Below are 12,639 nucleotides of genomic sequence, written 5' to 3'. Positions count from 1 at the left end.
TCCCATCCCTACCTATGCTGAAGTCGCTTTACTCTATTTATCATGCTGACAATCAAGAAACTTACCAAAGCGCACGCCGGAAGGACCCTGTTTCGGGAAACGGATATGACGATCAACTGGGGGGAACGTGTCGCCCTGGTCGGTCCCAATGGCGCGGGCAAATCCACTCTGTTCCGCATGATCCTTGGCGAGGATACGCCCGACGAGGGATCCATTAGCACGGATGAATATGGAGTGATCGGCTATTTGCCTCAGGAGGCGGGCGATCCCCGCGATGAGACGGTTCTTGAAATCGCGATGGGCGTAACGCCGGAATTGGCTGCCGCCCTTCGTGTCATCAAGGTCTCGGAACAGAGTGGTCGTATGAGTACGGAGGAATATGCCCATGCCATGGATACCTTTAGTGCCGCCAATGGGTACCAGTTGGAGCCGAAAGCCAAGAAGATTCTCAAAGGGCTCTCCTTCCGCGATAGCGATTTCGATCGTCCTGCCCGCGAAATGTCCGGCGGCTGGGTCATGCGTGCCCACCTTGCCAAATTGCTGGTGATGGAGCCGGATCTGCTCATGCTGGATGAACCGACCAACCACCTGGATCTCTTGTCCCTCCTCTGGCTCCAGCGATATTTGAAGAATTATCCCGGAGCTATCCTTCTGATTTCACACGACCGTGACTTTATGGACGAGCTCGTCGAAACTGTCTACGATATTGATGACGAAGAACTTGTTCCCTACCGTGGCAATTATAGCCGCTTTCTGGAACTCAAGGAACAACGTTATGAACAACTCCAGGCCGCCTATCGCAATCAGCAGAAGGAAATTGAACACATTCAGGAGTTTATCGACCGATTTCGTTCCGTGGCTTCCAAGGCGGGCCAGGTCCAGAGCCGCGTTAAGCAACTGGAACGCATGAAACTGGTGAATAGGCCGAAGGCCATTCGCAAGGTCTTCAAATTCAATTTCCCGCAACCTCAACGCAGTACTCAGAAGGTGATGGAACTGGAAAAAGTCGGGCAAGCATACGGTGACGTCCAGGTCTACAAGAACCTGGATTTGTTGATTGAGCGTGGAGACCGTATCGTCCTGGTCGGTCCGAACGGAGCCGGTAAATCCACCCTGCTGAAAATCCTTGCCGGAATTGTGCCCGTGAATGCGGGTAAACGCATCCCTGGGACGACGACTCGCATCGGCTATTTTTCCCAGACGCGTTCGGAAAATCTCAATCCGGACAACACGGTGCTGGAGGAAATCATGAAGTGCAGTGATGAAATCCGCGAGGAGGAAGCCCGTTCGATTCTCGGATCCTTCCTTTTCCGGCGGGCTGACGTACAGAAACGGGTTCAAGTACTTTCCGGTGGGGAAAAATCTCGTCTGAGTCTTGTCAAGTTCCTGGTTGATCCTCCGAATCTCCTGCTGATGGACGAACCGACAACCCACCTTGACCTCTTGTCCGTCGAGGCACTCGTGCAGGCGTTGAAGCATTACGAGGGGACTCTTGTCTTCATTTCGCACGATGTTCACTTCATCCGTTCATTGGCAGAGAAGACTCTCCACGTGAATCAGGGTACGGTTACGACATATGCCGGCGGTTACGATTATTACCTGGAAAAGTCGGGGATTCTGGATGACGAAAAGGGCGGTATCACTGCCTCCTGATTCTTTTTTCTCCGTCCTTCCCTTTTTCTTGTGATCGGAAAAAGATGAGAAGGACGGAGGACATTTCTACTGGCCTACATTGACTGGGAGGTATTTGACAGGCGAGGTTCCGACCGGATTCTTCAGCACGTAGGAGATGCGGTCTTCTCCGGAAAATCCTTGCTTGGGGGTATACACCACATCACCAGTGGGGGATACTCTGACGATTCCACCGTTAACCGTACGTGTGTTCCAGCTGATTTTCGTGGGGCCGGCCATGCTCAGAACGGATTGTCCGGGATTGGGAATCGTTAAAGGCATATTTGACGGAGTCGTGAGGGCGGCATCCATGGGAAGGTAGGATAAATCCCATTTCGGGAAGGCTTTTTTGTCAAGATATTCGGCGGCTCCGGCGGATGGCTTCAACTTAAAATGAGCGAAATATGGACGGACATCCCTCTGGCATTCTTCTGAAAGGCCGATGAGATAGCGATCGATCTTTGCCTGGTCGCGCACATTCTGATCATTCATGTCGCCTTGGACGAAGTCCCATTTGTACATGGGATCTTCATGGTTACGCATCCTTCTGATCGTGTTTTTGAGCGGTTGCCAGCCGAAGTCCACCGTATGTCCCAGCATCATGCTTGTAATAGGGTAGGACCAGTGGTGGGTTCCCTTGGTAGAGATCTTGTACCAACCTTCCTGCTTGATTTCTTCATGGGCCTTGTCCGAGGGGTCGAAGAGCTTGCGCATGTGTGTATCCGGGGAATCCTTCCAGTCGAAGTCTTCCAAGGATTTCATATAGTATCCGGCCCAGTTGCAGGTGGATTCTCCCCAGTAGCCGACGATAATTTCATCGGGGTCTCCATGGTGCCCGTGTTCGTGGAGGAAGAGGCCGTCGTTTCTGGTTTTCATCTCGTCGAGATCCAGCAGGCGTACGATATTCTTCGGTTGCCATTCCAACGGCCAGTAGGCGTAGCCTTCACGAGGGTATAGGCTGGCATGCATGCGGAAGGGATAACCGGGATAATAGGCGTAGAAGTCCTGGTGGCGGCGGCAGTTTTCATTCCACCATTGCATCAGGGATGTCGGATCGTCCAGCTTGCGAAGATCGTCCGATTTGACGAGAAGCAACAGGTTTTCGGAAATAAGTTCGCCCCACGGAGCAGGAGCTTCCCGGAGTTTTTTCCAAGTTTCGTTGTCCGTTTTGCCCAAGATGAATCGCGGGGCTTCCAGAACATTCTCGAAAATCACGGGAGCGTTTTGCAGGGCGACATCCTTGGGGACCTGGATGAAGACGATCCCTCCGTGCGGAGAGATAGCCGTAATTCTGGTTCCTTTCAACGGAAACCGACGTGTTGTATTCGGCGTGCTGGTTAGAGGCGGATCTTGGTGGATGCCTGCATGGACATGGTGGCCGATGATCAATTCCAGCGCGGCATTTGCCAATTCGGGAGGCAGGGTCACTGTGATAGGGGTTCCCGGCAGGGCATAAACCCCGGTAGATACCATTTCACGATCCCACTTGTCTCCTTTTGACGAGAGAAGAACTGTTTTTCTGACAGCTTTGGCATCCTTCGGAATTTCACCCAGCATATGTGCCAGACGGTGAGGGCCATAAGCTTTGAGTTCGTCCTGGGTGAGCGATTCCAGATATTTTTCCTCCAGATACAGGAGGCGCTTGGCTGCCGGATTTTTGATTGGTTTGTCGGTTGTGGGAACGATGCCTTGGGCGAGTGTCGCGAAGGCTTTCAGGTTGGCCTTGCGTTTGTCGGGAGATAGGGAACCCAGGGATTTTTCCTTTTGAAGGAGGATATGTGCGACGATTTTCTGATCCGAGTCGGAGAGATTGTCGAGCCACTCGGAAATGTTTGTTTCATTTTTGCTGGCCAATTCCCGTTGGAGCTTGTTTCTGTGCTGGTCAAGGGCGGACGTTTTCGCCAGTGATTTTTTCTGGGAATCGTCAAGGATGGGGGTTAGGCAGTCCGTTCCTATGATTTCCCTTGGTTTGTCGTCACATTGCCAGGCGACGGTCAGATGATCGTTTCCTCCGGCCTGTTTATGCAAGACTTGAAGCTTGTATTTCTTGCCTTGTTCCAGCCTGATCGGTTGTGATTTGGCATCGTTCCTGAATGATTTACGCGGTGTATACACGTTTAGGCCGGCAATTTTTTCCAGATCGCCACCGGTACTCAGCCACAATTCGGCGGTATCGTCTCCAGACAGCCAGAATGTGTAATTGCCGCTCCGGGGAACAGTGAGGATCGCAGTGTAGCGAGCTCCGTACTCTTCTCCGAGGGAATCAATATCCAACTCTTTGACAATACTCGTTCGCGTTGGCTTCCCATTTTTGTAGGCTTCCGTTTGGGTCATGTCGGCAACGGAACTGCCTCGTTGCCTTTCCCATATCTCTTGGGTAATACCATGGCGCGGTATATTGGCGAGAGGTTCCTGTTCGCCGGAAACGAGGCCGGCTGTCATAGTTGAAAGCAGAAGGATGAAGGATATTTTTACCATACTATAGATACAGGAGATCCTCCCTTTTTCTTTCAAATCCCATTCACAAACAAGGAGCTCCGGGATCTATCTCTCCTATTGCCCCGGGTTGCCATGACGTCTAACGCGTGAAGGATCAAAATTGTTTTGATTTTTACGAGCTGTCACCTTATTTTACTTCATGACTGCTGTGTGCGTCGCCGAATGGTCGGGTGGCCCGAACCGATAGTACATTATAATGGGGGCAGCCCCGTTGTTCCTATGAACCGTCCCTTGCGGATACTTCAGAAGAATGGCGGAAGTCCCCGCCCTACTGAGACACGGGAACGTGGCTCACCACCATAGACGGCACAGCGGTTTCTTTTTTTGGGGGGGATAAGCGAGAAAAATGGTTCCCCCATCTTGAAGTCGGCCTGAAACCTTGTGTCCGAATCCTGAAATGCGACAAGGCCGCTCCGGAAATGCGGAACGACCTTGTTTTCAGGAGAAAATCTTTACGGTGTTTTCGTAAGATTTATTTGCCTTGCTTCTCGTCCAGCTTCTGCTTGACGAGGGTTTCGATTTCGGCATACAGCTCGGCGTTATTCTTGAGGGCTTCCTTGGCTGCGTCACGGCCTTGGGCGATCTGGTTGCCGTTGTAGCTAATCCAGGAGCCTCGCTTCTGAATGATATCGTATTCCATGGCGAGATCGAGCAGGCTGCCAACGGAGGAAATGCCTTCATTGTACATGATATCGAATTCGCATTCCGTAAAGGGAGGCGCGACCTTGTTCTTGACGACTTTCAATTTGGTACGGTTGCCGCTGACGGAACCGTCCGAAGCTTTGATCTGACCGATACGACGGATGTCGACGCGGACGGAAGCGTAGAATTTGAGGGCGCGGCCTCCGGGAGTCGTTTCCGGGTTACCGAACATGACGCCGATTTTTTCGCGGATCTGGTTGGTGAAGATGCAAACCGTGCGAGCCTTTGAGATAAAGCTGGTCAGCTTGCGCAGGGCGGCGGACATCAGACGGGCTTGCGCGCCGACGGTGGAATCGCCGATTTCGCCTTCCAGTTCTTGCCTGGTGACGAGGGCGGCTACGGAGTCCACGACGATGACATCAATGGCGTTTGAACGGACGAGAGCTTCACAAATTTGGAGAGCTTCTTCCCCGGAGCTGGGCTGGGAGACGAGCAGATCGTCCAGATTGACACCCAGGCGGGAGGCATACTGGGGATCCAGCGCGTGTTCTACGTCAATGAAGGCGGCAAGGCCTCCGGCCTTTTGAGCCTGGGCAATGGCTGTCAGCGTCAATGTGGTCTTCCCGGAAGATTCCGGACCGAATACTTCCACAATACGGCCTCGGGCGAAACCGCCCACGCCGAGAGCGCGGTCAATCAGGAGGTTTCCGGTCGGGATGACATCGACATCGCTCTTGTGAGTGTCGCCCAATCTCATGATGGCGGACTCACCAAAGTCTTTCTGGATCTGGGAGATAGCCAGATCAAGGTTGCGTTTGCGGGCTGCCGCCAGTTTTTCGGCATCAGCGGATTGAGGGGCTTCACTCGTCATAGTCAACGCAGTATAAATGGAGCGGATGAATATTCAAGCGCCCATCGGGTGAGCTGACAATTCTTTCCGTCACATGGCTCCGGGTCTCACGGAATTCCAATGTTTTTTGAGCCAGTTACGGACTGGTTCGTCGTATAGTTTCAGGCAGAGGACAGCCAGAATGATACTGCTTGCCAGAACAAGGGCGCCGAAGGGGATGGCCTCGGCTATAGGAATCTTGTTGTCGGCTACCCAGGCCGTGTAGAGGTAAATTAACGGATAGTGTGTAATGTAAAGCGGATACGACAATTCTCCAAGAAACTTGCAGAAACGTTTGGAACATGTCCCGCTGAGAACGCCGCTGGCTCCCAGGTAAACGACGAATGGGAAAACTGCAATAATGCAGAAAGCATCGTAGAGTCCGTTGAGATGGTAGTGTTCCTCTCCGCCGACATGGGGCATGCACATGACTCCGATGATGATGAGGCTGCACCACCAGAACGCGTGCTTGATCCGTGAGGGCTTGCAGATACGGAAGAGTAGAAGACCGCCGAAGAACGGGAAGACAAGCCGGGTCAATCCGACCTGGAGTTGCTCAATCGTCAGGCTCCATCCTCCGATATTGTTGCCCATCGTGTAGCACTGGTGTATCAGGGCACATCCGGCCAGAAAGACGAGAAATGCCAGCCAGATATTGGAAAGGCGCCTGATGAGAGTGGCATAGAGGATATTGGCCAGGTACTCGAAGAAAAGCGTCCAACCGGGACCGTTCAACGGATACATCTCCTGCCATCCCCGGATATCAAGTGAAAGAGGTACCGGCAGTAGAAGGCTTCCGGCCGCCATCACCGCCAGCATGAGCCAGAGAGGCGTTCCGGCGATACTGGGAAAAAGCTCCGAGGCCTGAGGATAGAAAAAAACGGCTCCCAGCACCATTCCCATGATGACCATAGGTTGGAGTCGGGTCAGGCGACGCTTGCAGAACTCCCACAAACTCATTTTTCCCCAGCGGTCATCGTAAGCATAGCCGATCACGAATCCGGAGAGAATGAAGAAAAAATCCACCCCCAGATAGCCGTGGTTGACGATTTGGTCCGTATGAAACTTCAGATCGGTAGCGCTGGCTTCGAAAATGTGGAAAATCACCACCATGATGGCGGCAACCCCGCGCAAGCCGTCCAGAATAACGTAGTGTGGCTTGGTTGGAAGGGCAGGGAGGTCCGGCTGAGTCATAGCATTTTTACGAACCGGGTACCGGCAATCTTTCATGCCGGAGCGGAATGCTTATGCTTGCCTCCGAAATATGGAATAAAAAAACAGCCGGAGGCGAACCTGCCGGCTGTTGGAAGAAGATACTCTCCCGGAAAATTCCGTGGAGGCTACTCTATTGATCGTCGTCCCTAGAGAAGGATCAGGAAGCGATGCCGAAGTGATCCTGAATGGAAGCGAAGATCTTATCCCTGCGGGAACGTGCCTTTTCCACGTCCCGGGTCTTCAGGGAGAATCTCAGGCGTTCCGCCGTGGCATCCGGCTTGTGGACGGTGACATGGCACCACCACACGCCGCGGTTGTTCCAGAGGTGATGATTGGGGTTGTCGTCGTTGATTCGCAGTGCGATTTTGGTTTGAGTTTTCATAATAATTGCGTTCTATGAAATGGTTCGTTCGGACTTGGAGCAAAGCATTTTTTCCTGCCCGAGAGGAGATTTTGATCGTATCCGGTAGCTGCCTTGCATATAATGAAACAACTTTTTCTCCGGAAATGTTCAAAAAAATTTCTGAATCCCTTATTTTTCCGGCCTTTCCTCATCTTCCGGGAGCTCCGGCAACTGATCGAGGACTTTTTCCAGCTTTCCGTCTCTTGCCAGAGCAGAAGATAACGGAGACCCTTTAAGAAGGATTTCCCGTGCTGTTTTACCAGCCTTGTTCCTGATGGAGGGATCTGTTCCGTGATCCAGCAGAAAACGAGCCATTTCGAGAGCTGATTGTCGGAAGACAATATGATCGGAAAAACATCAGGCGAGTATTCATTTTCGTAATAGGAAACGATGCCCCCAATTTCCTGGCGCTCCTCAGGTGTCCATTTGGGGTGATAGGTGATGTTGGACGACTGCGAGAAAATGATCCAGGCGGCAGTGAATAAAACGATGGCCGCAAGAATAAGTCCAGCAGACTCTGGCTGTGCATTTCATGAGGTTTTTTTGCCTGTTGGGGGCGGTTTGGATGTGCCCAATGTGTGCTGTAACAATTCTTGAACGTGTGGAGATGAAGCAGCTTTGAGAAGCAATGTCCGGGGTGTTTCGAGGTGTTTTGCCTGTTGGTCGGGATCGGCACCAAGCTGGATGAGGTAGAGGAGGAATTCATTCAGCTCCTTGATGTTGGATTCGGAGGGTTGAAATTGAAGTGCTAGCAAGTCAAGTGTCAACTGGGCAAGTTCTTTTCTGGTATGGCACGGTGGGGTGGATGGGGCCGTTGGTATGGATTGTTGCAACTGGAGCCATTCCCGGTTGCTTTCCGGGCCTGCTTCCAGAAAGACTTTGGCCATTTCAAAACAATCGGGACGATACAATGAGATATTCCAGATGTATGATTTCCCGTCAGGCATGGTGACAGGTGCTCCAGATTGGACGAGCTTGCGGACAACTTTCGAGTATCTCATAAAAAAAGGGAACTGGATTTGTGACCGTGAATCCTCCAATGTGGCTGCTGTGGTGAAAAGTCTGAAGTTGGGCGCCAAATCCAATAGGTTGAGAATAAGTTGCTCCCGATCCTGGAATGTCCCTGTTGAAAGACAGGCGATATCAATAAGAGTCAATTCTTTCTGGTCGCTTACGGTCGTTATGTAAGGGTCTGCTCCATGCTGTAAGAGTACCCTTACGAGTTCCATGCGTGATTCCAGAGGAATCGGTTCTTTTTTGAGATATGGCGAAATGCACACGAACATCAGGGGCGTATAACCTTGCGTGGATGATTCGGAGCGGGAGCTGAGATTGGGGTCTGCGCCTTCTTCGAGCAATCGTTTGGCAAGCCTGTTTTTGCCGGTCGCGCAAGCCTGTGTCAGCAGGGACCAATAGTCTGAATCGTAGATGAGGGGATTTCCTGTTTTAGCTGTTTGGCGAATCACATTCAGCTTTTTCTGGAGCATATGATTGGCTTTATAGCGGATGATATATTTCTGAATGGATTCCTGTGCCTTGATTGGCAGGTGGCGAACGAGATTCGCGATGAAGCCGTATTCTGGTGAATTGACTTGCATGTACCCAATGCCCATCGAAGGCATGACGTGCAGTGTTTCTGCGTCTAGCACATCGTTCCAATAATTGGCGATCTCGGCGATTTCCTGCCGTTCTTCAGGAGTCCATTTGGAGTGGTAGGTGATTTCGCGTGGCCAGAGGAGTGTGAGGATTGCCCCGCAAATCAACAGGAGACTTGCCAATAAGATGACGTGGCGAGTTGATGGACGGAAGGAGATCATGAAAAGAGAAAAAAATCCTATGAATCCAAAGTTAGCGAATGTTTGTAGCATTTCCAAGAAGAATCACCGGAGGAAGTTCCGGGGGTGGTAGGTCAGTTGTTTCCTTTGGGTGACTGTTAATTTTGATGCATCTACATGCGGCGGGACCGTTTTTCTCCCGGACTTGGCAAAGCGGATATTCAGGAAAAAAGAAAAACTGCCCTACCGGAATCGGTAGAACAGTTTTTGAAAAGGGTTTGTTAATGTGTGCGGCTACTGTGATTGAGCCTGGTATCCGTTGGCGTTTGCCTGATGCCTTTTTAGGCAGCGATACCGAAGTGGCGCTGAATCGAAGCAAAGATTTTATCTCTGCGTTCGCGCGCTTTATCAATATCTCGGGTTTTCAGGGAAAATCTCAGACGTTCCGCTGTGGAGTCTGGTTTGTGGACTGTTACATGGCACCACCAGACACCACGGTTATTCCACAAGTGGTGATTGGGGTTATCGTCATTGATTCGAAGGGCAATCTTGGTTTGAGCTTTCATCTTTTTGATTTATGGCACGGAACCTATGTTTAATACGTTAGGAGGATACGATTCCTTTCAATCTTTCCTCAAGGTGCCTCTCTCAACAGACCGTCCCGTATTGAAGTTATTTTCGGAACGACAAGCACCTGCGTAGGTTGGGACCCCCGCAGGCACTCAGTGTTCAAAAAACGTTCGAAGACAGAATGTTTTTACAGGAGGCCTGCTTTTTTCAGGGTGTTGTACGCACCGTTCTTATTGATTGTACGCAGGGCTTTCACAGAGATTTTCATACGAATGAACTGGCCCAGTTCGGGAACCCAGATGCGTTTTTCTTGAAGATTAGGATAAACGGTACGATTGACAGTCTTGGTCACGTGGCGACCGATACCGCCCTTTTTCTTGGCGAGACCGGAGCGGTGAATGCGACGGCCGGTGTGCGGGACAGAGCCTCGGATGATGCAGATACGGGACATGGCAATCAGGTGTTAATGGTTACGGGAGAAGAAGGATAGCCTATATCCAGACGAGGTCAAGAATAACTGATAAAAATTTTACGATTTTTTTATAAAAGACGGTTCGTTCTGTTTTTTCATCGGCGAATCCTTCTCGTTGATTTTATTGCCAGAACACAGGTGATGCTTGACCCGGCGGGTTGACTCGCTGTCAAATAGGACGATGCAAGAGAACAAGTACGCGATTTTTTCCGAGTGTGGTCAGCCGCAGGACAAGCTTCAAGTGATGACCGGGCCGGTGACGGAGCCGCAAAAGGGTGAGGTGATGGTGCGCATGCTTGCGGCGCCGATCAATCCCGCCGATGTCAATTTTGTGCAAGGGGTGTATGGGTTGAAACCCGTGTTTCCCGATTCCAGAGCAGGACTGGAAGGTTATGGAGTTGTCGAGGAATCGGCGGCTCCCGGCCTTGTTTCCGGTGACCGTGTCATTATGTTGCGCGGGATAGGGTCGTGGAGTCGGTTCCTGACGGCCCCGGCGGACTCTTTTCTTAAGGTTGCGGATGAAGTGGATCCCTTCCAGGCAGCCATGCTCAAGGTGAATCCGTTAACGGCCCTGCGTATGCTGGAAGGCTTTGTCGATCTCAAACCCGGCGACTGGGTTGTCCAGAATGCTTCCAACTCCGGTGTCGGACGATGCCTGATTCAAATTGCGAAGCAGATGGGTGTTAAAACGATCAATTTTGTCCGCCGCCCGGATGATCTCCGAGACGAACTGACGACCCTCGGCGCCGACCTTGTCGTCGGCGAAGACGAGCAGGATGTCGTGAAGAAGACGCTGGAATTGACGGGCGGCGTGCGCCCCCTGCTGGCATCCAATGCCGTGGGTGGAGAAAGCGCCCTGCGCCTGATGGACATGCTGGCTCCCGGCGGCACGATGGCTACCTTTGGCGCGATGAGCAAGAAGAGCATCAAGGTGCCGAACGGCTTCCTGATCTTCAAGGGTATCTGCCTCAAAGGGCTTTGGGTGACCCAGTGGCTGAAGTCGTCTCCTCGTGAGGAGATCGAAGCTGCCTACGCCCGCCTGGCAGGCTGGATGGCCTCCGGAGAATTGAGCCAGGCCGTGGATTCGGTGTATGCGCTCGACGATATCCGCGAAGCTGCCGCAAAAGCTCAGGAAGAGTTCCGCAATGGAAAGATCATCCTTGATTTGGGCAAATAAGCCCATTCATGTTGCTTGATATCAATGAAGATCCCCGTGCGGTTCCAAACAGAGCGCACGGGGATTTTGTGTTTGAGGAGAGCTTTGCGTGTGTGCGGGATCAATTGTCGGCATGGTCGGCGCCGACATCGCCTCCGCTCCAGGCCTGCTTGTTCGTCCAATCCTTACAGGGAGCCTTCCAGAAGGACGCTTCGGGGGCGAGGCCGAGGGGGAGGAAGACGGCGGAGCACAGATACTGGCTGCCGGTATTGATGTAATATTCTGCCATATTGATTTGGCTGCCACAGAAACCAATGTTGAGCCAGCCGTTCTTGTCGAAGGTGTTGGGGGCTTCCATCTGGCGTTTCATGACGGCGGTCAGGGCACAGCGAACCTGTTGGGGAGTGACTCCGGAAGGCAGCTTGTTCAGAAGCGCGGCTTGTGCAAGGGCATGGAATGCGCCGAAGCGGTACGTAATGGAGCGTCCGACGACGGGGTAGGTGCCTTCCGGCGAGATTTGCCGTTCCTGAATGGCGGCGTACCGGGCAAGACGTTTGTATTGGGTTGGGAGGAAGTCGGCCCCTTCCATGTTGTGTTTCTCCATGATGCGGAGAATGTCGGTCAGCATGGGCTGGATGACGAAACTGTTGTAGTAATCGTTATGGACTTTGACTCCGTCGCCATATGTACTGTCGCCATAGTACCATTTGTCGCGGAATTTAACGACTCCGTCCATCAGGCGCTTCGAATCGCAGGTGCCCGTGAGCTCCTGGAGTCCGGCTTCAACCATGGAGGCGAATAGAAGCCAGTTGCTTTGTCCCGGAGTAATGCGGCGCGTTTTTTTCATGGCCTCGATGAGGTTGTTGCGCGTTTTTTCATCGAGATTGGCAAGGAGTTGTTTCGGGGCACGCAGGATACCCTGAATGAGGAATGCCGTATCGACCAATGGCTGGGAGGGTTTGTCGAAAATCATGAAATCCGGAGACTCCGGATCGACGGCATTGGTGATCGCCTTGACGGTCAAATCGATGTATTTCTTGCGGAGCCGGCCTTCCGGCGTGTTGTCCGGACCGAGTTCCAACCACGGAGCGATGCCGCAGACCAGTCTCCCGAAGGATTCCAGATGGGCGAAGGGTGAGCGGTTTTTGGTGCGCGCAACGATGGGCATGTTTTTACGGAGCGTATTGTTGGCTAGATTTGTCAAGACGGGATCGGCAATTTTCGTTAGGCTTTGGACCCAGTAGGCACGTTCTTTCGCTCCGTTGGAATGTGTGTCTGCGGCATGGAGGGGACCTATGCCCAGAAGGACTGCGGCTGTAAGGAAGAGGCGTGAGATCGTTGTCATGG

Annotated in this window: 11 protein-coding genes; 3 read left to right on the top strand and 8 right to left on the bottom strand. The window is 52.2% G+C overall.

The window, feature by feature from the left end:
* Positions 1–42: 42 nt before the first annotated feature.
* Positions 43–1,653, top strand: coding sequence for a ribosomal protection-like ABC-F family protein (gene abc-f / locus QET40_RS03780; RefSeq protein WP_280125849.1), 1,611 nt, complete (start codon positions 43–45; stop codon positions 1,651–1,653).
* 66 nt (positions 1,654–1,719) lie between these two features.
* On the opposite strand, the gene QET40_RS03775 is transcribed toward abc-f, so the two are convergent.
* The 6 genes from QET40_RS03775 to QET40_RS03750 all read right to left on the bottom strand — a co-directional run bounded on the left by QET40_RS03775 (position 1,720) and on the right by QET40_RS03750 (position 9,136).
* Positions 1,720–4,113 (bottom strand): M60 family metallopeptidase, encoded by a 2,394-nt coding sequence (locus QET40_RS03775; RefSeq protein ID WP_280125848.1) that lies wholly within the window; start codon positions 4,111–4,113, stop codon positions 1,720–1,722.
* Positions 4,114–4,642: 529 nt separating this feature from the next.
* Entirely contained in the window at positions 4,643–5,683 is a 1,041-nt protein-coding gene (gene recA, locus QET40_RS03770; protein ID WP_280125847.1) for a recombinase RecA, read from the bottom strand.
* A 69-nt stretch (positions 5,684–5,752) separates the two neighbouring features.
* Positions 5,753–6,895, bottom strand: a complete 1,143-nt coding sequence (locus tag QET40_RS03765) for an acyltransferase (RefSeq protein ID WP_280125846.1) — start codon at positions 6,893–6,895, stop codon at positions 5,753–5,755.
* A 178-nt stretch (positions 6,896–7,073) separates the two neighbouring features.
* Positions 7,074–7,298 (bottom strand): hypothetical protein, encoded by a 225-nt coding sequence (locus tag QET40_RS03760; protein WP_280125845.1) that lies wholly within the window; start codon positions 7,296–7,298, stop codon positions 7,074–7,076.
* A 150-nt stretch (positions 7,299–7,448) separates the two neighbouring features.
* On the bottom strand, positions 7,449–7,634 hold the full coding sequence (locus QET40_RS03755) for a hypothetical protein (protein WP_280125844.1): 186 nt from the start codon (positions 7,632–7,634) through the stop codon (positions 7,449–7,451).
* Between the two features lie 215 nt (positions 7,635–7,849).
* On the bottom strand, positions 7,850–9,136 hold the full coding sequence (locus tag QET40_RS03750) for an ankyrin repeat domain-containing protein (protein WP_280125843.1): 1,287 nt from the start codon (positions 9,134–9,136) through the stop codon (positions 7,850–7,852).
* Positions 9,137–9,258: 122 nt separating this feature from the next.
* Here QET40_RS03750 and QET40_RS03745 point away from each other — a divergent pair, with 122 nt between their 5' ends.
* Positions 9,259–9,693 carry a hypothetical protein gene (locus QET40_RS03745; RefSeq protein WP_280125842.1) on the top strand — a complete coding sequence of 145 codons (435 nt, stop codon included), beginning with the start codon at positions 9,259–9,261 and terminating at the stop codon, positions 9,691–9,693.
* Between the two features lie 158 nt (positions 9,694–9,851).
* On the opposite strand, the gene rpmB is transcribed toward QET40_RS03745, so the two are convergent.
* Entirely contained in the window at positions 9,852–10,115 is a 264-nt protein-coding gene (gene rpmB / locus QET40_RS03740) for a 50S ribosomal protein L28 (RefSeq protein ID WP_280125841.1), read from the bottom strand.
* 202 nt (positions 10,116–10,317) lie between these two features.
* Between rpmB and QET40_RS03735 the strand changes: the two genes are divergently transcribed.
* Positions 10,318–11,313 (top strand): 2-enoyl thioester reductase domain-containing protein, encoded by a 996-nt coding sequence (locus QET40_RS03735; protein WP_280125840.1) that lies wholly within the window; start codon positions 10,318–10,320, stop codon positions 11,311–11,313.
* 100 nt (positions 11,314–11,413) lie between these two features.
* On the opposite strand, the gene QET40_RS03730 is transcribed toward QET40_RS03735, so the two are convergent.
* Positions 11,414–12,637 (bottom strand): DUF2264 domain-containing protein, encoded by a 1,224-nt coding sequence (locus tag QET40_RS03730; RefSeq protein WP_280125839.1) that lies wholly within the window; start codon positions 12,635–12,637, stop codon positions 11,414–11,416.
* Positions 12,638–12,639: the final 2 nt, after the last annotated feature.

It is taken from the genome of Akkermansia sp. N21169 (assembly GCF_029854675.1).
Taxonomy (GTDB): domain Bacteria; phylum Verrucomicrobiota; class Verrucomicrobiia; order Verrucomicrobiales; family Akkermansiaceae; genus Akkermansia.
This window is presented reverse-complemented; position numbering and strand designations above follow the sequence as displayed.